This is a genomic window from Ancylobacter sp. FA202, from assembly GCF_000380205.1.
Classification (GTDB): Bacteria; Pseudomonadota; Alphaproteobacteria; order Rhizobiales; family Xanthobacteraceae; genus Ancylobacter.
This window is the reverse complement of record NZ_KB904818.1, coordinates 1,428,525-1,452,782: the sequence shown is the minus strand read 5'-3', so window position 1 is coordinate 1,452,782 and position 24,258 is coordinate 1,428,525. Positions and strand designations below refer to the sequence as shown.

General features: G+C 69.4%; 21 protein-coding genes. 14 read left to right on the top strand and 7 right to left on the bottom strand.

Annotated features, from left to right (window positions below; all coding sequences use genetic code 11):
* Window positions 1–34: 34 nt before the first annotated feature.
* Window positions 35–1,402, top strand: coding sequence for an ammonium transporter (locus tag A3M1_RS0106560; protein ID WP_018388159.1), 1,368 nt, complete (start codon window positions 35–37; stop codon window positions 1,400–1,402).
* Between the two features lie 311 nt (window positions 1,403–1,713).
* Here A3M1_RS0106560 and A3M1_RS0106555 read toward each other — a convergent pair whose 3' ends face one another.
* Genes A3M1_RS0106555 through A3M1_RS0106535 form a run of 5 tightly spaced genes read right to left on the bottom strand, consistent with a single transcriptional unit; the run spans window position 1,714 to window position 6,751 of the window.
* Entirely contained in the window at window positions 1,714–3,306 is a 1,593-nt protein-coding gene (locus A3M1_RS0106555; RefSeq protein WP_018388158.1) for a gamma-glutamyltransferase family protein, read from the bottom strand.
* Between the two features lie 10 nt (window positions 3,307–3,316).
* Complete coding sequence (locus A3M1_RS0106550; protein ID WP_018388157.1) at window positions 3,317–4,033, bottom strand: GntR family transcriptional regulator; 717 nt, start codon at window positions 4,031–4,033, stop codon at window positions 3,317–3,319.
* A gap of 23 nt (window positions 4,034–4,056) precedes the next feature.
* Window positions 4,057–4,938: an ABC transporter permease gene (locus tag A3M1_RS0106545; protein ID WP_018388156.1), complete on the bottom strand. Its 882-nt coding sequence runs from the start codon at window positions 4,936–4,938 to the stop codon at window positions 4,057–4,059.
* On the bottom strand, window positions 4,935–5,741 hold the full coding sequence (locus tag A3M1_RS0106540; RefSeq protein ID WP_018388155.1) for an ABC transporter ATP-binding protein: 807 nt from the start codon (window positions 5,739–5,741) through the stop codon (window positions 4,935–4,937). Before A3M1_RS0106540 ends, A3M1_RS0106545 begins: the two co-directional genes overlap by 4 nt.
* Window positions 5,738–6,751, bottom strand: a complete 1,014-nt coding sequence (locus A3M1_RS0106535; protein ID WP_018388154.1) for an ABC transporter substrate-binding protein — start codon at window positions 6,749–6,751, stop codon at window positions 5,738–5,740. The genes A3M1_RS0106540 and A3M1_RS0106535 overlap by 4 nt, the downstream gene beginning before the upstream one ends.
* A gap of 172 nt (window positions 6,752–6,923) precedes the next feature.
* Here A3M1_RS0106535 and A3M1_RS0106530 point away from each other — a divergent pair, with 172 nt between their 5' ends.
* From A3M1_RS0106530 to A3M1_RS0106495, 8 genes are all read left to right on the top strand, one after another.
* The gene (locus tag A3M1_RS0106530) at window positions 6,924–7,637 is read left to right on the top strand and encodes a fumarylacetoacetate hydrolase family protein (protein WP_018388153.1); all 714 of its coding nucleotides are present in this window, start codon (window positions 6,924–6,926) and stop codon (window positions 7,635–7,637) included.
* 259 nt (window positions 7,638–7,896) lie between these two features.
* Entirely contained in the window at window positions 7,897–9,210 is a 1,314-nt protein-coding gene (locus tag A3M1_RS0106525) for an aminotransferase class I/II-fold pyridoxal phosphate-dependent enzyme (protein WP_018388152.1), read from the top strand.
* Between the two features lie 227 nt (window positions 9,211–9,437).
* Window positions 9,438–11,927, top strand: coding sequence for a DNA translocase FtsK (locus A3M1_RS0106520; protein WP_018388151.1), 2,490 nt, complete (start codon window positions 9,438–9,440; stop codon window positions 11,925–11,927).
* A 181-nt stretch (window positions 11,928–12,108) separates the two neighbouring features.
* The gene (locus A3M1_RS0106515) at window positions 12,109–12,864 is read left to right on the top strand and encodes an outer-membrane lipoprotein carrier protein LolA (RefSeq protein ID WP_018388150.1); all 756 of its coding nucleotides are present in this window, start codon (window positions 12,109–12,111) and stop codon (window positions 12,862–12,864) included.
* Window positions 12,865–13,128: 264 nt separating this feature from the next.
* Complete coding sequence (locus A3M1_RS0106510; RefSeq protein ID WP_018388149.1) at window positions 13,129–13,947, top strand: exodeoxyribonuclease III; 819 nt, start codon at window positions 13,129–13,131, stop codon at window positions 13,945–13,947.
* Between the two features lie 109 nt (window positions 13,948–14,056).
* Window positions 14,057–14,266, top strand: a complete 210-nt coding sequence (locus tag A3M1_RS0106505; protein ID WP_018388148.1) for a lipoprotein — start codon at window positions 14,057–14,059, stop codon at window positions 14,264–14,266.
* A gap of 13 nt (window positions 14,267–14,279) precedes the next feature.
* Window positions 14,280–15,548: a diaminopimelate decarboxylase gene (gene lysA / locus A3M1_RS0106500; protein WP_018388147.1), complete on the top strand. Its 1,269-nt coding sequence runs from the start codon at window positions 14,280–14,282 to the stop codon at window positions 15,546–15,548.
* 183 nt (window positions 15,549–15,731) lie between these two features.
* On the top strand, window positions 15,732–18,539 hold the full coding sequence (locus A3M1_RS0106495) for a TIGR02302 family protein (protein WP_018388146.1): 2,808 nt from the start codon (window positions 15,732–15,734) through the stop codon (window positions 18,537–18,539).
* A gap of 140 nt (window positions 18,540–18,679) precedes the next feature.
* Here A3M1_RS0106495 and hpt read toward each other — a convergent pair whose 3' ends face one another.
* Window positions 18,680–19,267, bottom strand: coding sequence for a hypoxanthine phosphoribosyltransferase (gene hpt / locus A3M1_RS0106490; RefSeq protein ID WP_018388145.1), 588 nt, complete (start codon window positions 19,265–19,267; stop codon window positions 18,680–18,682).
* A 202-nt stretch (window positions 19,268–19,469) separates the two neighbouring features.
* Between hpt and ftsE the strand changes: the two genes are divergently transcribed.
* The 4 genes from ftsE to A3M1_RS0106470 all read left to right on the top strand — a co-directional run bounded on the left by ftsE (window position 19,470) and on the right by A3M1_RS0106470 (window position 22,258).
* The gene (gene ftsE, locus A3M1_RS0106485; RefSeq protein ID WP_018388144.1) at window positions 19,470–20,129 is read left to right on the top strand and encodes a cell division ATP-binding protein FtsE; all 660 of its coding nucleotides are present in this window, start codon (window positions 19,470–19,472) and stop codon (window positions 20,127–20,129) included.
* Window positions 20,122–21,150, top strand: coding sequence for an ABC transporter permease (locus tag A3M1_RS0106480; RefSeq protein ID WP_245261592.1), 1,029 nt, complete (start codon window positions 20,122–20,124; stop codon window positions 21,148–21,150). Before ftsE ends, A3M1_RS0106480 begins: the two co-directional genes overlap by 8 nt.
* An 8-nt stretch (window positions 21,151–21,158) precedes the next feature.
* The gene (locus tag A3M1_RS0106475; RefSeq protein ID WP_018388142.1) at window positions 21,159–21,845 is read left to right on the top strand and encodes a YdcF family protein; all 687 of its coding nucleotides are present in this window, start codon (window positions 21,159–21,161) and stop codon (window positions 21,843–21,845) included.
* Window positions 21,846–21,934: 89 nt separating this feature from the next.
* Window positions 21,935–22,258, top strand: coding sequence for a hypothetical protein (locus tag A3M1_RS0106470; RefSeq protein ID WP_018388141.1), 324 nt, complete (start codon window positions 21,935–21,937; stop codon window positions 22,256–22,258).
* A 22-nt stretch (window positions 22,259–22,280) separates the two neighbouring features.
* Here the strand turns inward: A3M1_RS0106470 and A3M1_RS0106465 are convergent, their stop codons facing one another.
* Window positions 22,281–22,838, bottom strand: a complete 558-nt coding sequence (locus A3M1_RS0106465; protein ID WP_018388140.1) for a gamma-glutamylcyclotransferase — start codon at window positions 22,836–22,838, stop codon at window positions 22,281–22,283.
* Between the two features lie 313 nt (window positions 22,839–23,151).
* On the opposite strand from A3M1_RS0106465, the gene A3M1_RS0106460 reads away from it, so the two are divergent.
* Window positions 23,152–24,243: a DUF2125 domain-containing protein gene (locus tag A3M1_RS0106460; protein ID WP_018388139.1), complete on the top strand. Its 1,092-nt coding sequence runs from the start codon at window positions 23,152–23,154 to the stop codon at window positions 24,241–24,243.
* Window positions 24,244–24,258: the final 15 nt, after the last annotated feature.

Sequence of the window (24,258 nt, the reverse complement as noted above, 5' to 3'; positions counted from 1 at the left end):
CGATATTTTCCGATTGCGACGGAGCATTGAACCCATGACGACCAAGAATTGGATACGCGCGGGCCTGCCTGCGCTGGCGACGACGGCGCTGTTCGCGGCCGCCGCTTTCGCCCAGGACAACCCGGCCACCGGCGCGGAAGCCACCGCCGAGGCCGCCGCCGCGGTCGTTGCCACCGTGGACAAGGGTGACGTCACCTGGATGATGGTTTCCTCCATCCTCGTGCTGTTCATGACCGTGCCGGGCCTAGCGCTGTTCTATGGCGGCCTCGTGCGCGCCAAGAACATGCTCTCCGTGCTGATGCAGGTCACGGTGATCGCCGCTGTGATGATGCTGATCTGGGTGTTCTACGGCTACTCGCTCGCCTTCACCTCCGGCAACGCCTTCATCGGCGGCTTCGACAAGGCCTTCCTCGCCGGCGTGACCACGGAGAGCCTGGCCGACACCTTCTCGGCCAACGTCAAGATCCCGGAATACATCTTCATCGTGTTCCAGATGACCTTCTCGGCCATCACCCCCGCGCTGATCATCGGCGCCTTCGCCGAGCGCATGAAGTTCTCGGCCATCGTGCTGTTCAGCATCCTCTGGGTGACGTTCGTCTATTACCCGATCGCCCACATGGTGTGGTTCTCGGAAGGCTATCTGTTCGCCATGGGCGCGCTGGACTTCGCCGGCGGCACGGTGGTGCACATCAATGCCGGCATCGCCGGCCTGGTGGGCTGCATCATCATCGGCAAGCGCACTGGCTACGGCAAGGAACTGATGCCTCCCCACTCGCTGCCCTTCGCCATGGTCGGCGCCAGCGTCCTGTGGGTCGGCTGGTTCGGCTTCAATGCCGGCTCCAACCTCGAAGCCAATGCCGGCACCACGCTCGCCGTGATGAACACCTTCGTCGCCACCGCCGGCGCCATCGTCGGCTGGACGCTCATCGAGTGGCTGGCCAAGGGCAAGCCCTCCATGCTCGGCGCGATCTCCGGCATGGTGGCCGGCCTCGTCGCCATCACCCCGGCCGCCGGCCTCTCGGGTCCGCTCGGCGCGATCGTGCTCGGCTTCGTCGCCTCGATCATCTGCTTCTTCTTCTGCACCACCATCAAGAACGCGCTGGGCTATGACGACAGCCTCGACGTGTTCGGCGTCCATGGCGTGGGCGGCATTGTCGGCGCTCTCGGCACCGGCATCGTCGTCGCCCCCGCCCTTGGCGGCCCCGGCATCGCCGATTACGCGATGGGCCATCAGGTCTGGGTGCAGTTCCAGGCGGTGGCGATGACCCTGGTGTGGGGCGGCGTCGTCTCGGCGATCCTGTACTACATCGTCAATGTCCTCGTCGGCCTGCGTCCGTCGGTGGAGAAGGAGCGCGAGGGCCTCGACATCGTCGAGCACGGCGAGCGCGCCTATCACAGCTGATCGGGCCTCGGCTTCGATCCGGCGCGCGGGCCTGCCCCGCGCGTCGATCCTGAGAGGAGCGGCGCCTCCCTTGGTGCCGTTCTCTCCCGGGCCTGACCGCAGGTTCCCCGTTCCGCAGCCTCCCGCTGCCTCAAGGCCCCGGCGTCCACCGGGGCCTTTTCTTTGGGTTTGACAGCAGGGGATGCGCGGTGGAGGGGCCGCGCCTTATCCGGCGCGTGCTCTCACGTCACGCGCGAGAGCACGTCATGCGGCACGTCACGCGCGAGAGCGCGTCATGCGGTCAGCCTGCGCGGCACGCTGATCGGCGGGCTCTAAAAGCCGGCGGCGTGCCCGTCCTTGCGCGAATCCGAGCCGCCGGCGTAGCCGCCCTCGATGCGCTGGACCAGCTGCGCGCCACCAAAGCCGAAGCTGGCATCGGGCGCCTCCAGCACCACCTTGTGGCCACGTCGGATCAGCCCCTGCACGGCCGCCTCGTTCATGCTGCTCTCCAGCGCGAGGTCAAGCCCCGCCAGCACCCGCCAGCGCGGCGCGTCGGAGGCGGTTTGCGGGTCCTGCCGCCAGAGCTGGGTGCGCAGCATCATCTGCAGATGGCCCTGCGCCTGCATCGGGCCGCCCATCAGCCCGAACGCCATGACCGGCCCCGCCTCGTCCATCACGAAGCCGGGGATGATGGTGTGGAACGGGCGCTTGGACGGCCCGACCTCATTGGGATGGCCGGCCTCGGTGGTGAAGCCGAAGCCGCGATTCTGCAGGCTGATGCCGGTGCCCGGCACCACGACGCCGGAGCCGAAGCCGGAATAGTTCGACTGGATATAGGACACCATCATGCCGTCGGCGTCGCCGGTGGCGAGGCAGACCGTGCCGCCCTGTGTCGGCGCCCCGGTGGAGAAATCGGTCGCCCGGTCGCGGTCGATCAGCCGCGCGCGCGCGGCGAGATAGGCGGGGTCGAGCAGATGCGCGGCGTCGACCTCGCGCATGTAGCGCGGGTCCGAGACGAAGGCCCCGACATCCATGAAGGCGAGCTTCATCGCCTCGATCTGCAGGTGAAGCGCCTCGGCGCTGTCGGGGACGAGCGTGGCGATCTCGGTTTCGCCGAGCATGCCGAGCGCCATCAGCGCGGCGATGCCCTGGCCGTTGGGCGGGATTTCGTGCAGCGCGGCCGTGCCGAATTCCTGGGCGAGGGTGCCGCACCAGTCATTGCGATGGGCGGCGAGATCGGCGGCGGTCAGCACCGCGCCATGGGCGGCGGCGAAGGCCTCGATCTTCTGCGCGAGTTCGCCGTGGTAGAAGGCCTCGCCCCGGCTGCGGGCGATCAGGCGCAGGCTGTTGGCCAGCGCCTCGGAGCGGAACAGTTCGCCCGCGCGCGGCGCCCGCCCGCCCGGCATGAACGCCTCGGCGAAGCCCGGCTGGGCGTGGAGCAGTTCGGCGCCCCGGCGCCACTGCTCGCCAATGACCGGGGAGACGTGAAAGCCGCGCGCGGCGTAGTCGATGGCCGGCTCGAACAGGGTCTCGAAGGGCAGCTTGCCGAACCGGGCGGAGAGATCGACCCAGGCGGAGACCGCGCCCGGAACGGTCACGCTCTCCCAACCCCGCATCGGCATCGTGCCCTGGCCCTTGAAGCGCTCGGGCGTCCAGCCGGCGGGCGAGCGGCCGGAGGCGTTGAGGCCGTGCAGTTCCCTTCCGTCCCACAGGATGCAAAACGCATCCGAGCCGAGGCCGTTGCCGGTGGGCTCGACGACAACGAGCACGATTGCCGCCGCGAGCGCGGCATCGAGGGCGTTGCCGCCCTGGCGCAGCATGGCAAGGCCCGCCTCCGTCGCCAGCGGGTGCGAGGTGGCCACCATGTTGCGCGCCAGCACGGGCGAACGGCGCGAGGCGTAGAGCGGCTCGATCGGGAATTTCATCGGCAGACTTTCAGGAGAGCTCTTCCAGCTCGCCGGCGGGCGGATCGGCCAGCAGGGAGGCGAAGGAATCGCGGTTGAACAGTTCTTCGATGGTGTGCAGCGTGCGCGTGTAGTGCTCCACCAGCAGCGCGCAGGCCTCTTCCGGCGTGCCGTGCAGCGTCGCCTTCATCAGCACCTCATGCTCGGCCTGGCCGTTGCGCGGCACCTTGCGATAGGCGTTGGCGATGGAGACGTAGCGGTTGGCGTGGTCGGCAAGGATGTCGCAGAATTCGAGCATCCAGGGCGAGCCGCAATTGGCCAGCAGCGCCCGGTGGAAATTGCGGTGCGCGGTGCCCCATGCCGACAGGTCCGCGGCGCTGTCCGAGCGGTAGCGCGACAGGCGGTGGAAGGCGACGACGATGGCTTCCTCCCAGGCGTCGCTGCGGTTGCGCATGGATTCCTCCAGCGCTCGTGTCTCCAGCCAGCACCGCGTGCGCCCCAGCACCCGCCAGTCGTCGAGCGCGATGGTGGGCACCGAGAAACCGCGCTGCTCGTGCCGGTCGACAAGCCGCTCGGAGGATAGCCGCGACAGCGCCTCGCGCACCGCATTGCTGCCGACGCTGTACAGCGCGCCGAGCGGCTCGATCCGCAGCTTCTCGCCCGGCCGGAAGGCGCCGTCGATGATGTCGGAGCGCAACTTCTGGTAGACGGTGGTCGACAGGGTGGTCTTTTCGGTACTCTTGGCCATGCCCGCTCCCGGCTCTCCTCGCCTCACTGCGACGCTTTCCTCGTGCCCGTGACGGGCGTGCGCTGCCAGAAGACGAGCTTATACTGCAGCCAGGAAACCGTGCCGAACATCACCAGCCCCAGCACGCTGAGATAAATGATAAGCGAGAAGACGCGCGGGGTGTCGAGCTGGGAAGCCGCGACCCGGATCAGCTCGCCGAACCCTTGCCCGCCGCCGAGAAACTCGCCGGCGATGGCGCCCGAGACGACGCTGATGGCGGCGATCTTCAGGCCGGTGAAGAAATGCGGCAGGCCCGAGGGAATCTTCAGCTTGACCAGCGTCTGCAGCCGCGAGGCGCCGATGCTCCTGAACAGCATCCGCGCATTCTCGTCCGTCGCGTGCAGCCCGGCCGCCGTGCCGACAATGATCGGGAAAACCGAGATGAAGGCCGCCAGCGCCACCTTGGACATGATGCCGAAGCCGAGCCAGGCGACGAAAAGCGGCGCGAAGGCGAGCTTGGGCATGGTGTCGACCGCGACGATATAGGGCATCACCGCCCGCTCCCCGAACGAGGTCTCGCCCACCAGCACGCCCAGCGTGACCCCGATCGCCAGCGCCAGCATGAAGCCCCAGAACACTTCGCGCGCCGTGACCCAGAAGGCGGCCAGCATGTAGTCGCCCGAGAACAGGTTCCGGCCGACGAAGCCGAGATCGACGATCGTGTCGAGCGGCGAGGGCAGGATGAGCTGGGAGACGATGCCGGCCGAGGTGACGATCTGCCAGAGCGCCAGGAACACCACCAGCAGCCCGGCCATCGACACCCAGCGCGGCACCAGCGATACCCAGGAGACCTTCTCCGCCCAGACGGTATCGGGCAGGGCAGGCTCAGTGGCCTCGGGGGCGCGCGTCTGTACGGGCTGGCTCACGGCAGCGCTCCGGTATCGAGAAGATGGCGTATCTCGCTGACATGCGCGCCGAAGGTCGGCAGGACGACCATGTCGAGCGTGCGCGGCCGCGGCAGGTCGATCCGGATGCTCCGCACCACCCGGCCCGGGCGGGCGGACATCACATGGACGACATCCGACAGGATCACCGCCTCCGAGATCGAATGCGTCACCAGAAAAGCCGAGGCGTTGCGTTCGAGGCAGACGCGCTGCAGCTCCATGTTCATGAAGTCGCGGGTGATTTCGTCGAGCGCGCTGAACGGCTCGTCGAGCAGCAGCACATTCGGCTCGGCGATCAGCATGCGGCAGATCGCGGCGCGCTGGGCCATGCCGCCGGAGAGCTGGGAGGGATAGGTGTTCTCGAACCCCTTCAGCCCGACCAGTTCGAGCAGCCCATAGGCCCGCGCCCGCGCCGCCTCCGCCGCCGCGCGGCCCTCGCGCACCTCCACCGGCAGAAGAATGTTCTGCACCGTCGTGCGCCAGGGAAACAGCGTTGCCTGCTGGAACATCATGCCGATATCGGGCCGCGCGCCGAGCACAGGCTTGCCGGCCAGCATGACCCTGCCTTTCGAGGGCGGGGTCAGGCCGGCCATGATCTTCAGCAAGGTGGACTTGCCGCAGCCGCTGGAGCCGATGACCGAATGGAATTCGCCCTCGCGCAGGGTGAGGTCCACCCCCTCCAGCGCCACGACGCCGCGCTCGCCGTAATATTTGCAGACATTGGCGAGTTCATAGACCGGCCGGGCGGAGCGTCCGTCCGGTTCCGCCAGGACAGGCGAGGTCATCGAGCGGCATTCCAGCTGGCGATGAAATCGTTGGAATAGGCCCTGGAGAGGTCGTCCAGCGGCTGCTTGAGGTCGCCGGACGCCACCAGCGTCTTCTGCCACATCTCCCAGCCCTCCGGGTTGTTGTAGCCATAGCCCTTGGCCGGATCGAGCGGCGCTGTCAGCCGGAAATACACATCCAGCAGCGCATCGGCGAATTTGGCGTTTTCCAGCTGCTGCGGGTTGCCCAGCCGCGCATGCTTCAGCGTGGCGGCACGGTTGGCGGGGTCGATGCCGAATTTGGTGCCCTTCACCAGCGCGCGGCCAAAGCCTTCCAGCGTCTCCCGGTTCGCCTCGAGATAGGGGCGGGTGACGACATAGCCATTGCCGAAGAAGGCCTGGAATTCCGGCGGGGTGAGCGAGCGCAGCTTGACGCCGCGCAGGCTCAGCGTCGCCGCGCCGGCGGTGTCGGAGGCATAGGCATCGATGGATTTCTGCATGAAGCCAGCGACCGCCATGCCGCCCTCGCCCACGGTGAGGAAGGTGTAGTCCCGGCCTTCCTTCATGCCCTGCGCATCGAAGATCGAGCGCACGAAGGCGACCTCGGCACCGTCCGCCGTGCCGACGCCGATCACCTTGCCCTTGAGGTCGCTTGGCTTCTCGAAGGGGGATTCCTCGGGAACGACGAGGTTGAACTGGCTGCGGGTGAAGTAATTGTAGATGTAGACCAGATCCTCGCCGCGGGCGCGGGCGTTCAGCAGCGGGCCGGGGCCCGGGTGCGCCAGCTGGGCCTGTCCGGCCAGCAGAGCCTGGATCGCCTGCGCCGAGCCGTTGACGCTGCGCGGGGCGACCTTGATGTTCTCCTCGGCGAAATAGCCCTCTCCGATCGCGTTGTAGAAGGCGAAATAGCCAAGCCCGCCGGGGCTCGGGAACACGACGGTGAGATCCTTGAGCTCCTCGGCGCGCAGCTGGGGCGCCGCAAAGGCGAGCGATATCCCAGCGAGTGCTGCCATGAAATGCCTGCGCTTCATCACGTCGTGCTCCCCTCGTTTTTGATGCACGCGGAAAGGATGCATTATCAATTTCTTTCGTCAATCAAAAAGCATGTTTATCTCTCACGACAATAAATATGCAGATTTTTATGGACAGGACCGCGTTCCTGCCTATCTTCGCCGCATCCCACACCTGCCTACGGACCCGAAAATGACCGATGCCGCGAAGCTTGCTGTCCCCGCGCCCGTTCAACCGACGCTGCCGATCGTCGGCTCCGCCGAACGATTTCCGGTGCGGCGGATCTACTGCGTCGGTCGGAACTATGTTGCCCATGTCCGGGAAATGGGCGGGGACGAGAGCCGCGACTTCCCGCTGATCTTCCAGAAACCGACGGATTCGGTGGTCCAGGACGGCGAGACCATGCCCTACCCGCCGATGACCGACGATTTCCACTTCGAGCTGGAGCTGATGGCGGTCATGAAGTCGGGCGGCTACAACATTCCCCCGGAAGAGGCGCTGTCGCACGTCTTCGGCTATGGCATCTGCCTCGACATGACGCGCCGCTCGCTGATCGACACCCCGATGGGGCCGCGCTTGCCCTGGGAGCTGAAGAAGTCGTTCGACCATTCCGCGCCGTGTGGGCCGGTCTATCCCGTCGCGCAGGTCGGCCATCCCGCCAGCGGGCGCATCCGGCTGGAGGTCGACGGCGTGACGCGGCAGGATTCCGATCTCAGCCTGATGATCTGGCGGACCCCGGAAATCATCGCGACCCTGTCGCGCTATTTTTCGCTGGAAGCCGGCGACATCATCATGACCGGCACGCCGAGCGGCGTCGGCCCGGTGCTGCCCGGCAATGTCATGGTCGGCAGCATCGAGACTCTCGGCACGCTGACCATCAAGGTGGGGCCGCCCGTCGGCGGCTGACCGGCCGTTTCAGGCCGCGATCGTCCTCGCGGCGTACAATCAAGGGCGCCGGAGCGCCGATTTTCGCGGATCGCGGATGTGAGCCGAGCAGAAGAGGCGGGCGGCGGTGGTGCGCGGGGAAGTCGACGACCTACCGTCCCGTCTCGCCCGGCACGATGCGCGGGCGCGGCTCTGACCGCGCGCCTTCTGCGCGCGCAAGGGCCGTTATGCGGCGTCCTCATGCGCGCATGGTTAAGAACGCCTTTACCGCAGCGGGGCTATGCTGCCGCACGAGGCCGCATTCCGTGGCCGAGGCGAGACGATCCCCGTGCCTGACGCCCTCTCTCCCGCCGCCGTCGCGACCCCGGCGGCCGCCGTGCCCGATCCCGGGCCGGCGGCGCGCTCGCCCTTTGTGCGGCTGACCGAGCTGCTCGCCGACCTCGCCCCGGGCAAGCCGGCGCTGAGTCTCGCGGTCGGGGAGCCGCGCCATGCCATGCCGGGCTTTGTCGGCGAGGTGCTGGCCGGCCATCTCGACGGCTTCGGCCGCTATCCCGCCGGCAAGGGCCTGCCGGAATTCCGCCGCGCCGCCAGCGACTGGTTCGCCCGCCGCTACGCGCTGGCGCGTGCCCCCGACCCCGAGCGCGAGGTGCTGGTGCTCAATGGTTCGCGCGAGGGGCTGTTCTTCGCCGCTCTGATGGCGCGCCGGCTGCTCTCGCCGCGCAAGCACGCCCGCATCGGCGCCCGCGCGCCGACGGTGCTGCTGCCCAACCCGTTCTATGCCGCCTATGGCGCGGGAGCGGAGGCCGCCGGCTGCGAGAGCGTCGACCTGCCTCTGCCGGCGGGTGGCGGCTGGCTGCCCGACCTCGACGCGCTGACGCCTGATCTGCTCGACCGTTCGGTGGCGCTCTATTTCGCCTCGCCGGCCAACCCGCAGGGCACCATCGCCCCGCGCGCCTATCTGGAGCGCCTGGTGACGCTGTGCCGGGCGCATGAGGTGATGGTGTTCGCCGACGAATGCTATTCCGAGATCTGGCTGGGCGAGGCGCCGCCGACCGGCATTCTTGAAGTGGCCGGTCCCGACTTTGGCGGTGTGGTGGCGTTCAACTCGCTGTCGAAGCGCTCCAGCCTGCCGGGGCTGCGCTGCGGCTTCTGCGCCGGCGAGGCGCACTTCATCGAGGCCTTCGCCGATTTCCGCAATGTCGCCGCGCCGCAGGTGCCCGAGCCGCTGCAATGGGTGGGCATCGCCGCGCTGGGCGACGAGGCGCATGTGAATGAGAGGCGCGACCTCTACCGGGCGAAGTTCGATCTCGCCGACGCGGTGCTGGGCGGGCATTTCGACTACCAGCGGCCCGATGGCGGCTTCTTCCTCTGGCTGAACGTCGCCGGGCTGCGCAGCGACAGGTTCAGCGCCGGCGAAGAGGCGGCGCGGCTTTTGTGGCGGCGCGAGGGGCTGCGCACCGTGCCGGGCGGCTATCTCTGCCGCAGCGGCGCGGACGGGCGCAATCCCGGCGCGGACTATCTGCGCATCGCCCTGGTGCAGGATCTGGCGACGACGCAGGAGGCGCTGCCGCGCCTTCTGGCCGGTCTGTCCTGAGCGGGGCGGGGCGTTTGGCGAGGCGGGGCAAGGACACGGGGCGCGATATGGGGACGCAGACATCGATGCGGACGCCTCGGCTGGAGTCCGCCCCATCCCGTGCCGCCCGGCCACGGCCGCGGGTCGACCCCGCCAGCAAGGGGGGCGGCGCGGCCGGCCCCGGCGGGCGGGCCCACCGGGCGGGCAAGAGCGCGCCGGGCGGCTTCCTGCCGGAAGAGGTACGGGGCGTGCTTTCGCGCCGCACGGCGGAACTGGTCGGCCTCGCCTTGCTGGGCCTGTGCGTGCTGATGCTGCTGGCGCTGGCCACCTGGTCGGCCGACGATCCCAGCTTCAGCCGCTCCAGCGCGGCGCCGCCGTCCAATCTCCTCAGCGTTCCCGGCGCGGTGTTCGCCGACGTGATGATGCAGCTGTTCGGCGTCGCCGCGCTGGCGGTGGTGCTGCCGGTCGGCATCTGGGGCTGGCTCGTTCTGACCCATCGCCATCCCGGCCGGCTGCGGGCGCGGCTGATCGCGCTGGTGGTCGGCATCGTGTTCGCGGCCGGCTTCGCCGCCTGCCTGCCACGCTTTGGCGGCTGGCCGCTGCCGAGCGGGCTGGGCGGCGTGCTGGGCGAGTTCGTGCTGGCGGTGCCGGGCGCGCTGCGCAGCAGCTGGCTGACCAGCGCCGATTATGCGGTGGTGGGTATCGTCTGCCTGATTGGCGCGGCGCTCACCCTGCCGCTGGCGGTCGGGTTCGGCCTGCGCGCCGACCCGGAGGAGGACCCGGACGAGGCGCGCCGCGCCCCCGCCGGCTTCGAGGATGACGAGCCGGGCTGGCTGGCCTTCCTGCTCGGCATGATGACCCACGCCGCGCTGTCGCTGAAGGCGCGGCTGGCGCCCGGTGGCGGGCGTCGCGCCCGCCCGCCCCGCCCCGCGCGCGCCCTGTCGGAGCGGCTGCGCGAGAGCGTCGGCTTTGGCGGGGCGGAGGAGGACGACCTTGCCGCCCTGCGCAGTGGCCGGCACGAGCCGAGCTTCGGCCGGCGCGAGGCGTTTGACGACGAGGAGGATGTCGCCGGCTTCGAGAGCGCCGACGATGACCTGCCCGACGCGCTCGACGAGGATTTCGCGCCGCCGCCACCAGCCCCGGCGCCGCGCGCGGCCAAGCGCCCGCCGCCGCTGCGCTCGATTCGCGGCGGGCGTGCCGCGCTGGAGGAACAGCGCCGACGCTATGCCCTGCCCGGGCTCGACCTGCTGGCGCCGCCACCGCCGCGCAGCGGGCCGGCGCTCTCGCGCGAGGCGCTGGAGCAGAACGCCCGCGATCTTGAAGGCGTGCTCGACGATTTCGGCGTGCGCGGCGCCATCGTCAATTCCCGCCCCGGCCCTGTCGTGACGCTCTATGAGCTGGAGCCGGCGCCCGGCATCAAGTCGAGCCGCGTCATCGGCCTCGCCGACGACATCGCCCGCTCGATGAGCGCGATTTCCGCCCGCGTGGCGGTGATTCCCGGCAAGAACGCCATTGGCATCGAGCTGCCGAACCCCAAGCGCGACAAGGTGCTGCTGCGCGAAATCCTCGCCGCGCGGGACTTCGGCGAGGCGGCGCACAAGCTCGCCATCGCGCTCGGCAAGACCATTGGCGGCGAGCCTGTCATCGTCGATCTCGCCCGCATGCCGCATCTCTTGGTCGCCGGCACGACAGGTTCGGGCAAGTCGGTGGCGATCAACACCATGATCCTCAGCCTGCTGTACCGGCTGCGACCGGAACAGTGCCGCTTGATCATGATCGACCCGAAGATGCTTGAGCTGTCGACCTATGACGGCATCCCGCATCTGCTCACCCCCGTCGTCACCGATCCGAAGAAGGCGGTGGTGGCGCTGAAATGGGCGGTGCGCGAGATGGAGGAGCGCTACCGCAAGATGTCGAAGGTCGGCGTGCGCAGCATTGACGGCTTCAATGCCCGTATCGCCGAGGCGCAGGTCAAGGGCGAGCAGATCGTGCGCACCGTGCAGACCGGCTTCGACAAGGAGACGGGCGAGGCGATCTATGAGCGCGAGGAAATGGACCTCTCGCCCATCCCCTATATCGTGGTGGTGGTCGATGAGATGGCCGACCTGATGATGGTGGCCGGCAAGGACATTGAGGGCGCGATCCAGCGTCTCGCCCAGATGGCCCGCGCCGCCGGCATCCACCTCATCATGGCGACCCAGCGGCCGAGCGTGGACGTCATCACCGGCACCATCAAGGCGAACTTCCCGACCCGGATTTCCTTCCAGGTGACCTCGAAGATCGACAGCCGCACCATTCTCGGCGAGATGGGCGCCGAGCAGCTGCTGGGCCAGGGCGACATGCTCTACATGGCCGGCGGCGGGCGGATTTCCCGCGTCCACGGCCCCTTCGTCTCCGACCAGGAGGTCGAGCGGGTGGTCGAGCACCTGAAGGCGCAGGGCGCCCCCGATTATCTCGACGCGGTGACGGTCGATCTCGACAGCGAGGGCGAGGACGGCGCCGTCTTCGACAAGAGCGGCATGGGCGGCGAGGAGGGTGGCGATCTCTACAGCCAAGCGGTGGCGGTGGTGCTGCGCGACAAGAAGTGCTCCACCTCCTACATCCAGCGCCGGCTGCAGATCGGTTATAACCGCGCTGCCTCGCTGGTCGAGCGGATGGAGCGCGAGGGGCTGGTCGGCCCGGCCAACCATGCCGGCAAGCGCGAGATTCTCGTCGAGGGCGGCGGGGAGGGCTATTGAGCCGATGACGGCCTCTCCCACCTTCCGCCCGTCGACCCCTGACGCAGCGTCGGGGCCACAGGATCGCCACAGCGGCGCGCTACCCGCTGCATCGACACCGACATGCGCCCCCGGTCGCTTTCGCGCCGCGCGCCCAGCCAGACGTGCGCCCCGCGAGACGTGCTCCAGCGAGATTTGCCCCATGCGCCCCATGTTCCGTATCTGCGCCGCCGCCCTCCTGCTCCTGCCGGCGGTGTTCCTGCCCGCAGGGCTTGCGCTGGCGGAGGTGTCGCCCTCCTTCGTGCCGGTGCCGCCGAAGAAGCCGGCGGCGCTGATGCGCACCGCCCAGGCAGGCCCCGCCGCCGCCTCGGCGGCCGCGACCGCGGCTCCCGCCGCCAATCCCGACATTCAGGTCGCCGCTGCGGCGAACCAGCGCGCGGCCAATGAGACGGTCCAGCGCATCAACGATTATTTCAACAGCTTCAAGACGATGATCGGCGATTTCGTGCAGGTCGATCCCAATGGCGACCGCCAGCAGGGCCAGTTCTACATCCTGAAGCCGGGCCGGGTGCTGTTCGAGTATGAGGCGCCGAGCCGGATCGAGCTGGTGGCGGACGGGCGCTCGGTGGCGGTGCGCGACAAGAAGCTGAAGACGCAGGACATTTCCCCGCTTTCCGCCACCCCGCTGCGCTTCCTGCTGTCGGAAAACTTCAACCTCGCCCGCAACGCAAACGTGACCGGCGTCTACCAGGATGACATCTTCGCCACGGTGGTGATCGAGGAAAAGCAGCCCATGGTCGGCACCTACCGGCTGATGATCATGTTCGACGCCAAGACCATGCAGCTGAAGCAGTGGACCGTCACCGACCCGCAGGGCTACGACACCACGGTCGCGGTCTCCAATCTCGACACCTCGCAGCGGCCGGACCCGATGCTGTTCGTCATCAACCGGAATTGAGGGGGGCGAAACCCGTGTCCCGGACAAGCCGCGCCGCGCGCGGCGCCGATCCGGGACCTAGCGTTAGACTCTTCGGCTCAAGCCTCTTGGGCTGAACTGAACCGCTTTCCATGGGGTGCCTTCGGCGGGTTCTTGCGCTGGGTCCCGGCGCGGCGCTCCGCCTGCGGCTACGCTTGGCCGGGACACGAGCGGCCTGCCGTTCACCTTCGGCGGAACATGCTCTAGTGTCGCGGCCGATTCCCGCCCCGCGAAGGTTCCCCCGCTTTGCCGCTCTCCATCGCCACCTGGAACATCAATTCGGTGCGCCTGCGCATCGGCCTCGTCGCCAAGCTCGCCGAGGAACACCAGCCGGACGTCATCTGCCTGCAGGAGACCAAGACGCCGGACGACCGCTTTCCGCTGAAGGAAGCGGCCAAGTTCGGCTATCCCCACGCCGCCATCCATGGCCAGAAGGGCTATCACGGCGTCGCCATCCTCTCGAAGCGGCCCTTCGAGGCGGTGAGCCGGCAGGGCTTCTGCGACATGGGCGATGCGCGCCACATTTCGGTGGTACTGGGCCGCGAGGCGGGGCTCACCGCGCCGCTGACCATCCATAATTTCTACATTCCGGCCGGCGGCGACGTTCCCGACCCTGAGGTGAACGAGAAGTTCCGCCACAAGCTCGCCTTTCTCGACGAGGCGACCGCCTGGGAGCACCTGCACCCGCAGGACCCCATGGCGCGCTCGGTGCTGGTGGGCGATCTCAACATCGCCCCGCTGGAGGCCGATGTGTGGAGCCACAAGCAGCTTCTCGACGTGGTCAGCCATACGCCTGTTGAGGTCGACAAGCTGGCGAAGCTGCAGGCGGCGGGGAACTGGGTGGATGTGATGCGCACCTTCATCCCGCCGCAGGAGAAGCTCTACACCTGGTGGAGCTACCGCGCCGCCGACTGGGCCGCTTCCAATCGCGGCCGGCGGCTCGACCATGTGTGGGCGACCCCGGCGCTGGCCCCCACCGCCCGGGCGCTCACCGTGCTGCGCGAGGCGCGGGGCTGGGAACGGCCTTCCGACCATGTGCCCGTCATCGCCAGCTTCGACTCCTAGACACGACGCCAGCCCTCGGGGCAGAAGCCTGCGCGGCGGGCCTCGCCTTTCCGCAAGCGCCGTTATAGGTTGCGCCTGAACCCGATCCGACCCAGCCGAGGAAGCCTCCTTGTCCCGCGCTCTCTCCCGCCTGTGCCGCACCTTCGCTCTTTCGCTCGCGCTCGGTGGCGCGCTGGCGCTGGGTGGCTGCGGCGTGAAAGGCCCGCTGGAGCCGCCGCCGAACTCGCCGCAGGCTCAGCCCGGCCCGGACGGCAAGGTGCCGAAGGATACCGGCCTGGTGAAGCCGAAGACGCCTTTCATCCTCGACGGCCTGCTCTGACCACCGAAGCGCCATGCATCATTTCGCCTATCGTGACGGCATCCTCCACGCCGAGGATGTAAGCCTTGTCGACATCGCGCGCGCGGTCGGCACTCCCTTCTATGCCTATTCCACCGCGACGCTGGAGCGGCACCACCGGGTGTTCACCGAGGCCTTCGCCGACATGCGCACCACGCTGTGCTACGCGGTGAAGGCTAATTCCAACCAGGCGGTGATCCGCACCTTCGCCAAGCTGGGCGCGGGGGCCGACATCGTCTCCGGCGGCGAATTGAAGCGGGCGCTGGCGGCCGGTGTCGAGCCGCGCAAGATCGTGTTCTCCGGCGTCGGCAAGACGCGCGAGGAAATGGCGGCGGCGCTCGATGCCGGCATCATGTGCTTCAATGTGGAGAGCGAGCCGGAACTGCTGACCCTCTCGGAAGTGGCGGTGAGCCACGGGGTCGCCGCGCCGATCTCGATCCGCGTCAATCCGGACGTCGACGCCAAGACCCACCACAAGATTTCCACCGGCAAGTCGGACAACAAGTTCGGCATTCCGGTGTCGCGGGCGCGCGAGGTCTATCGCCACGCCGCCGCCCTGCCAGGGCTGCGCATCACCGGCGTCGACATGCATATCGGCAGCCAGATCACCGATCTCGGCCCGTTCGACAACGCCACCGCGCTGCTGGTGGAACTTGCCCGCGACCTGATGGCGGACGGGCACCCGCTGACCCATCTCGACCTCGGCGGCGGGCTCGGCGTTCCCTATGTCGCCGGCGAGGCCGAGCCGCCGCTGCCTTCCGCCTATGCGGCGCTGGTGAAGCGGCACACGCATAATCTCGGCCTCGGGCTCGTCTTCGAGGTCGGGCGCATGCTGGTGGCCAATGCCGGCATCCTCGTCACCCGGGTGCTCTATGTGAAGGAAGGCGAGGGCAAGCACTTCGTCATCGTCGACGCGGCGATGAACGATCTCATCCGCCCGACGCTCTACGACGCCCATCACGAAATTTTGCCCGTGCGCGAGGCGGTGCCCGGAGAGGGGCAGATGGTCGCGGATGTGGTCGGGCCGGTGTGCGAATCCGGCGATTTCCTGGCGCTGGGGCGGCGGCTGCCCGGGCTGAAGGCCGGCGATCTCATCGCGGTGATGACCGCCGGCGCCTATGGCGCGGTGCAGGCCTCCACCTACAATACGCGCCCGCTGATCCCGGAAGTGCTGGCCAGGGGTGGCGAATTCGCGATTGTGCGGCCGCGCGTCGAGGTCGACGAACTCATCGCGCTCGACCGGATTCCCGGCTGGCTGGCCTGAGCCCACCGCGCTCGCTGCCGCCTTCTGTGCCGCCGGCGCGTTCTCACGCGGTGATGATGGGTTGAGCGTGCCCGTTCCAGCGGCAGGGCTGGCGCGCCGGATCGCCCATGTTAAGGTGACGCTGGGGCTGGTGTGGACCTGAGAGCGTCGGAGGTCAGCCGCGTGACGGCAACACCGGAAGGTATGGAAGGCGAGGGCCGCCCGGCAGCGGCCGCTGGCGTGCGCGCCGAGATGGCACGCGCCGGCGAGCGCCGGGCCGGCGGGCAAAGCAGTTCTGCCGGGCGCCTCATGGGCGCCGCGCTGCAGCGGGCCTGGGGCGTGCTGCTGTGGGAGCGCGTCTGGCCCGCCATGGTCGCGCTCGGCGCCGCGCTCGGCCTGTTTCTCATCGCCTCCTGGCTCGGCCTCTGGCTGTCGCTGCCGCCCTATGGCCGCATCATCGGCCTTGTGCTCTTCGCCGCCCTGTTCGCCCTGGCGCTGGTGCCGGCGCTGCGCATCCGGCCGCCTTCGGCCAGCGAGGCGCTGGCGCGGCTCGACCGCGAGAGCCACCTGCCGCACCGGCCGGCCACAGCCCTTTCCGACCATCTCGCCTCCAAGCCCGACGATCCGGTCGGCGCCGCGCTGTGGCGGGCGCATCTGGCGCGGATGTCGGCGCAGATCGGCAGCCTGCGCGTCGGCCTGCCGGCACCGGGCGTCGCCGCCAAGGACGGGCAGGCGCTGCGGGCGCTGGTGCTGCTCGGGGTGATCGCCACCTTCTTCATGGTGCCGGGCGACCATCTGCGCCGCATCGCCGCCGCCTTCGACTGGGCCGAGCTGGTGCCGCCCAAGCCCTACCGCGTCGATGCCTGGGTGACGCCGCCCGGCTATACCGGCCGCGCGCCGATCATGCTGCCGGGCCTGCGCTCGCAAGAGGTGGCGCAGGGCACGGCGGCCGCCCCGCCGGAGGCGGGCGCGACCTATGAGGCGAGCGCGATGACCGTGCCGGCCGGCAGCGAGCTGGTGGTGCGGATTATCGGGCTGGACGACGCCAAGCTGGTGACGCAGGGCGGCATCGCCGCCGCGCCGCCGAAGGAGAGCGAAACCCCGGCCGCAACCGGAGCTGCGGCGCCGGCGACCAACCCTGCGCCAGCCGCCGCCAGCGGCGATGAGCGGCGCTTCGTCATCGCCAGCGATGGCACGGCCCGGATCGAGGGGCCGGACGGGCGCTTCGTCTCCTGGCATTTCCGCGCCCAGCCGGACAACCCGCCGACCATCGAACTGACCAAGGAGCCGCAGGCCTCGGGCACCAACGCGCTGGCGCTAAGCTACAAGGCCGAGGACGATTACGGCATCGCCGGCGCCGAGGCGCGCTTCACCGCCCTGCCGCCGCCCCCACCGCTGCACGCGCTGAAGAACGCGCCGAAGCCCGCCGAGCCCCGCCCGCTGGTCGAGGCGCCGAACTTCCCGCTGCCGCTGGTCGGCGGCCGCTCCAAGGTGGCGAGCGGGCAGACGACCAAGGACTTCACCGAGAACCCGTGGGCGGGCAGCCGGGTGGAGATGGTTCTGGTGGTGCGCGACCAGGCCGGCAATGTCGGCCAGTCAAAGCCGCGCAGCCTCACACTGCCGCAGCGCAGCTTCTCCAACCCGCTGGCGCGGGCGCTGATCGACGAGCGGCGGCTGTTGGCGCTCGACGTCAATACGCGCGAACGGGTGCAGGCGGGGCTCGACGCGCTGTCGATCGCGCCTGATGTGTTCACCCCCGATCCCTCGCACTATATGGGCCTGCGCACCGCCTCGTTCCGGCTTGCCAATGCCCGCAGCGACGAGGATCTGCGCGGCGTGGTCGACTATCTCTGGGAAGTGGCGGTCCGCATCGAGGATGGTGACCTCTCCGATGTCGAGAAGCGGCTGCGCGACGCCCAGCAGGCGCTGCAGAACGCGCTGGAGAACAATGCTCCGGACGAGGAGATCCAGAAGCTGGCGCAGGAACTGCGCGAGGCGATGAACGAGTTTATGAAAGCGCTCGCGCAGGAGGCGCAGCGCAACCCGAACCGCGCCGACAACCAGCCGGCCGACCCTAACACCCGCACGGTCCGCCCGCAGGACCTGCAGAAGATGCTCGACCGCATCGAGGACATGGCGAAGAACGGCGCCCGCGACGCGGCCCGGCAGATGCTGAGCGAGCTGCAGAACATGCTGAACGGCCTGCAGGCCGGCCGGCAGCAGCAGCGCCAGCAGGGCCAGAGCCAGATGTCCCAGTCGATGGACCAGCTCGGCGACATGATCCGCCGGCAGCAGCAGCTGCGCGACCGCACCTTCAAGGAAGGCCGCGAGGGCCAGCAGGACCAGGCGTTCAACGAGCTGAAGCAGAACCAGGAGCAACTGCGCGAGCAGCTGCGCCAGCTGCGCGAGAAGATGCAGCAGGCCATGCGCGAACAAGGCCAGCAGGGACAGCAGGGACAGCAGGGACAGCAGGGCCAACAAGGCGAAGGTCAGCAGGGCCAGGGTCAGCAAGGCCAGGGTCAGCAAGGACAACAGGGCCAGGGTCGCGGCCAGGGGCAGGGCCAAGGCCAAGGGCAAGGGCAGGGCCAAGGGCAGGGCCAAGGCCAGGGCATGCCGGGCGAGGGCGGCTTCGCCCAGGCCGAGCAGGCGATGCGCGAGGCCGAGCAGGCGCTGGGCGAGGGCGACGGCACCGGCGCGGTCGATGCGCAGAGCGAGGCGCTGCAGGCGCTGCGCCGCGGCGCCCAGCAGATGGCCGAGGCGATGCAGCAGCAGGGCCAGCCCGGCGGCGAAGGACCCGGCGGCCCTTCCGGCCAGACCGCCGAGCGCACCGACCCGCTCGGCCGGCCGATGCGCTCACGCGACTATGGCGACGACAATACGGTGAAGGTTCCGGAAGAGATCGACATGCAGCGCGCCCGCCGCGTGCTGGAGGAACTGCGCCGCCGCTTCGGCGAGCCCGATCGACCGCGCCTTGAGCTGGACTATCTGGAACGGCTGCTGCGCGACTTCTGATTCGCCGCCGCTTGCCCGAGCGCCAGCCCGGACGGCGATGCCGCTCCGGGGGCGCCCCGGCTCGTCTTCGGCAGAGCCCAGGCACGCCGCCGCCCGTGGCGCCGGGGTGCGGGGGCGGAGCTGCGAGCGGCCGCCGGTCGCTATTTCTCCGCGTCGGGGATGTAGCCGATGAAGGGCAGCTGGCGGAACGCATGCGAGACGTCCATGCCATAGCCGACGACGAAATAGTCCGGGCAGGCAAAGCCGACGAAATCCGCTGTGATCTGCACCGCGCGCTTGTGCGGCTTTTCCAGCAGCACGGCGACCAGCACCCGTCGGGCGCCGCGCGCCGCCAGCAGGTCCTTGGCGAAGGCGAGGGTGCGGCCGGATTCGAGAATGTCGTCGATCAGCAGCACGTCGCGCCCGCGCACATCGGTCTCGATGTCGCGCAGCACCGTCACCTGGCCGGAAGAAACGCGCGCGTCGCGATAGCTCGACAGGGTGATGAACTCCACCTCCGGCGCCAGCCCGGCATGGTGCATGGCGCGGATGAGATCGGCGGCGAAGACGAAGCTGCCCTTCAGCACCGCGATGACCACCAGCTTTTCCGGCGCGGCCGCGACGATCTCGTCCACCAGCTCCCGATTGCGGGCGGCGATGGTCTCGGCGTCGAACAGCACCTCGATCCGGGCATCGCGATAGGCGGGACCTGCATCGGTGGTCGTCGGGGCGGCATTTTCTTGCGTCATCGGCTTCCTCTCGCGCGGCAGGTGGCGCACGCTGCTGGCGCACCCTGTGCTTTGTCGGCAGGATGAACGGGCCGCCCCCGCGCGTCCAGCGGGGTTTCCCGCTACCGTGCGGCATGCCCGTCTTTTGCGACGGCGCGCACACGCTATGTTAGAGGTCGCGGCAGCAGAATCAGCGGGGGTCCCTCCGCCGAAGGATTGAGTCTTGGTTCGCTTCGAAAATGTCGGCCTGCGCTACGGCATGGGCCCGGAGGTGCTGCGGGATGTCACTTTCGGCATTCCCCCGCATTCCTTCCAGTTCCTCACCGGCCCCTCCGGTGCGGGCAAGACCACGCTGCTGCGGCTGCTGTTCCTGTCGCTGCGGCCGACGCGCGGCCTTGTCACGGTCTTCGGCCGCGATGCCGCCAAGCTCGCCCCCGACGAGACGGCGGCGCTGCGCCAGCGCATCGGCATCGTGTTCCAGGATTTCCGGCTGCTGGATCATCTCAGCACCTATGAGAATGTCGCCCTGCCGCTGCGGGTGCAGGGGCGCGAGGAGGCGACCTATCGCGCCGAAGTGACCGAGCTTCTGCACTGGGTGGGGCTGGGCGAGCGCATGCATGTGCTCCCCCCCGTGCTCTCAGGCGGCGAGAAGCAGCGCGCCGCCATCGCGAGGGCGCTGATCAGCCGGCCGGAAATCCTGCTGGCCGACGAGCCGACCGGCAATGTCGATCCCAGCCTGGCGCGCCGTTTGCTGCGCCTGTTCCTCGAACTGCACAAGAGCGGCACCTCGGTTCTGATCGCCACCCATGACATCGGGCTGATGGACCAGTTCGACGCGCGCCGGCTCGTCATCAATCAGGGACGCCTGACCGTCTATGACTGAACATCGAACGAGCGCCTCGGGACGGCTGGCGGCGATGGCCGGGCGTTTGCGCGCCCCGGCCGCCGCCGGTGCCGCGCCGGCGGCAAAGCCCGGCCCGGCCCGCGCCAGCCAGAACCCGCCGACCAAATCGGCGGCGCAGCGGCCGATCGTGCCCAGCGCGACGGTGACGGCGCGGGCGCTGATCGCGGTGATCGCGATCATGACCTTTCTGGCCGGCATCACCATCGGCGCGGTCTCGGCGGTGAGCAATGTCGCGGCGGAATGGACCGCCGACATCGCCCGCGAGGCGACGATCGAGATCAAGCCGGGCGACGGGCTCGATATCGACGCCGCGCTCGCCAAGGCGGTGGAACTGGCCAAGGCGACGCCCGGCGTCGCCGACGCGCAGGCGCTCGACCCCGCCGCGACGTCCAAGCTGCTGGAGCCGTGGCTCGGCACCGGGCTGGACCTTGCCAATTTGCCGGTGCCCCGGCTGATCACGGTGACGCTCGCCGGCACGGCCGATGCGCAGACGATGCCGGCCCTGCGCGCCGAGCTGGCCCGGCAGGTGCCTTCCGCAACGCTCGACGACCACCGGGTCTGGGCCGAGCGGCTGGCCACCACCACGCGCACGGCGATGGCGATCGGGCTCGCCGTGCTGGCGCTGGTCGCCGCCGCCACCGTGCTGTGCGTGACGGTGGCCACCCGCGCGGCGGTGGACGCCGCCCGCTTCGTGGTGGAGGTGCTGCATTTTGTCGGAGCGCGGGACACCTTCATCGTCTCGGAGTTCCAGCGCCATTTCCTCACCGTCGGGCTCAAGGGCGCGGCCATTGGCGGCGGCGCGGCGATCGCGCTGTTCTTCCTCGGCTCGACCCTGCCGTCCTGGCTGAGCTTCGACCAGCAGATCGATACGCTGGTGGGGGCGATGACCATTGATGCGCGCGGCTATGGCGGCATTGTCGGGGTCGCGGTGCTGGTGGCGCTGGTGACGACGCTCACCTCGCGCCTCACCGTCTACCGCACCTTGCGCGGCATCAGCTAGGCACCGCCGTGGCCACCCTCTCCCCCACCGATCCCGCGACAGCGCCGGCCCGGCCGGCCCGCCGCCGCCGCCTGCGGCGCCTCCTCTGGATACTCGCCGCCGTGCCGCTGGTGGCGTGCCTCGCCCTGCTGGCCGGCTTCGCGTTCTTCGTCGCCGGGATCGAGGGGCGCGAAGCGCAGTCCGGGCGGCGCGCCGACGGCATCGTGGTGCTGACCGGCGGGTCCGAGCGCATTGTCGAAGCCACCAACCTGCTGCTGGAAGGGCGGGGCAAGCGGCTGCTCATCACCGGCGTGCACCCGGACACCACGCTGGACGAAATCGTGCGGACGGTGCCGGCGACGCGCGAGGCGCTGGAATGCTGCGTCGAGCTGGGCCGCTCGGCACTCAACACCCAGGGCAACGCCATCGAGACCGGGGAATGGGCGCGGGCCAACCATTTCCACTCGCTTCTGGTGGTGACGTCGGCCTGGCACATGCCGCGCGCGCTGGTGGAACTGCGCCGTACCACGGCGGGGATCACCCTCGTGCCTTATCCGGTGGTGCCCCGGCGGACCGAGGGCGGCCCGGCGCCGCTCGCCAGCCTGCGGCTGCTGGCGGTGGAATATGTGAAGTTCCTCGCCGCCTCGCTCGGGGTGCGCGCCTGGCCGGCGGTGACATCGCAATTGCGTGAGCCGGGGCGGCTGCCGTCACCTTGAGAGGGGTTGTCAAGGGAACCTTCAGCATCTTCGCGGATTCCTCCACAGGCAGAGTTGACGCCGCAACCAGATGTTCTAGATTTGTTCCCATGATGACACGCGACACGCACCGCTTTGATTCGTTTGAGGACGCCGGGCCGCTCAGCGCCAGCGGTTTGCTGGCGCGGCGCTTCCGTCTCTGGCGCGGCACGGATGGCCGCCGGCAGATGTATTCCGTCTATGCCGCCGATGAGGCGCCAGACTATCCCGCCGCCGTCGCCATCGCGGTGCGGATGGAGGGCACGCGCCGCATTCCGGTGTGGACCGGGCCGGCCGGGGCCAAGGCCCGCAGCGCCGCCATGGCCACCGGGGCGCAGGAAATCCACCTGCGCATTCTGCCCGACGCCGAGAGCGGCGCGCTCGCCCCGATGTGAGCGGCTGGCGCGGGCAACGCGCTCAGAGCCGCTCCACCAGCCAGCGCAGTTCCGGATCCCGGATGCCGAGCTCGGCCAGATGCTGGGCGGTGGCGGTGACATAATCGGCATTCGGCCCGCCTATGCCGTGGCCCTGCCGGATCAGATGCAGCCGCTCCTCGGCGCTGAGGCGGCCGGCATATTGCGAATGGCCGCGATCGACCAGAAACACCACGGCCGGCACGGCGCGTCCGCTGCCATCTTTCAGCCAGACCCGCCGCACCGCCTCGCGATAGATGTTCGTCACCTGCTCGCGCTCGCGCAGATAGGCGAGGGTGGCCTCCGCCGTATCCCGCGCCACGCGGAACGCGATGCCGACGCAGGCGCCGCCGCGATCGAGGCCGAGCACCAGGCCGGGCTTTTCCGGCGTTCCCCGCCAATGCACGGATTTGACGCAGAAGGAACGGTGCGCGCCGATCAGCTTGCCCGGCACCCGTTCTTCATAGGCAAAGCCCGGATTCCACATCAGCGAGCCATAGCCGAACACCCAGAGCGGTTCGCCGGGCGCGGGAGGATGGGCGAGGAGGCCGACGGCTGGCATGGCGGGCACCTGCGAGGGTGGAATCGGGCGAGGGCGGCACAGACTTGTGCTTGCGCGACCCGGCGGCCTGGCGCAAGGGGCGCGCGCGACATGGGCTCGTCCTGGAGCGCGTCCGGTGAAAGCGGGTTCACCGGACGCGCTTCAGGTTTTGTCGTTACGCCTTTCTTCACGCGGACCGGAACCCACTTCGCTCGAAAATGCTCTAAGAGAAGGCGGTTGCCGGCGCCCGTGCCTACCCCCGCCCGGCGCCTCGCCTTAAGCCTGCCGCATCGGCGGCAGAGCGTGCGCCGCCCGAGACCCCTGGAGTTGCTGCATGAGCGTGTCCGACCTCCCCCCCGATCCTGCCGCGTCCCGGCGCCGCCGCTGGCTGATCGCGCTGCCTTTCGCGCTTCTGGTCGTGCTCGGCATCGGCTGGTCGTTCGCCTGGAACTGGGGCGCCCAGCGCGCGGCGGCAGAGGTCGATGCCTGGATCGCGCGCGAGGCTACTGAGGGGCGGGTGTGGAACTGCGCCAGCCGCGAATTCGGCGGTTTTCCCTTCCGGTTCGAGCTGATCTGCGCCGCGCCCAGCGTGACCTTCGCCGGCCCCACCGCGTGGACCGCCCGCATGAGCCGCGCCCATGCGGTGGCGCAGGTGTGGAATCCCCGCCACCTCATCGCCGAGTTCGAGGGGCCCTCCGTGCTGACGGAAACCGCGACCGGCCGCGAAATCACCGCCAACTGGTCGCTGCTGCAGGTGAGCGGCGTCGGCCGCGAGGGGCAGGCCGAGCGCGTCTCCATCGCCGCCAATGACTACACGCTGGCTGAAGGCGGCACGACGGTGTTCTCCGCCCGCCATGTGGAACTGCATGTGCGCCACCACCCCGGCGAGGCCTCGGGCACGCTGGACATCGCCTTGCGCTTCACCGGCGCCAGCGGCATGGCGCTGAGCACCCCGCAGGCGCGCACATCAGGCGTCGCGATGGCGCAGGCGGCGGCGATCGCCGCCAAGTCGATCGACGGCGAAGTGCAGGCGAGCGTGACGCAGGTGCCGCCCTTCCGCACCATGGCGGCGGCCGAGCGGCTGGCGCTGTGGCAGCAGGCCGGCGGGCGGGTCAACCTGGAGCTGGCACGCATCACCGGAGGCGGCGGCGCGCTCAGCGCCTCGGGCGCTCTTGGCCTCGACGCGCAGCACCGCCCAGACGGCCGGCTCGACCTCGCCGTGGTGAAGGCGCAGCCCCTGTTCGCCGCGATGGCGGAGGCGGGGCTGATGCCCGATTTCCTGGCCAATCTCGCTCCCGCCATGATGATGGCGGGGATGCCGACCACGGTGGACGGCCAGAAGGCGAGTTCCTTTCCCTTCGCCTTCCGCGATGGGCGGGTGATGCTCGGCGTGCTGCCGCTCGGCAAGATCGGCCCGCTTTACTGAACCGTCATGCGTGAT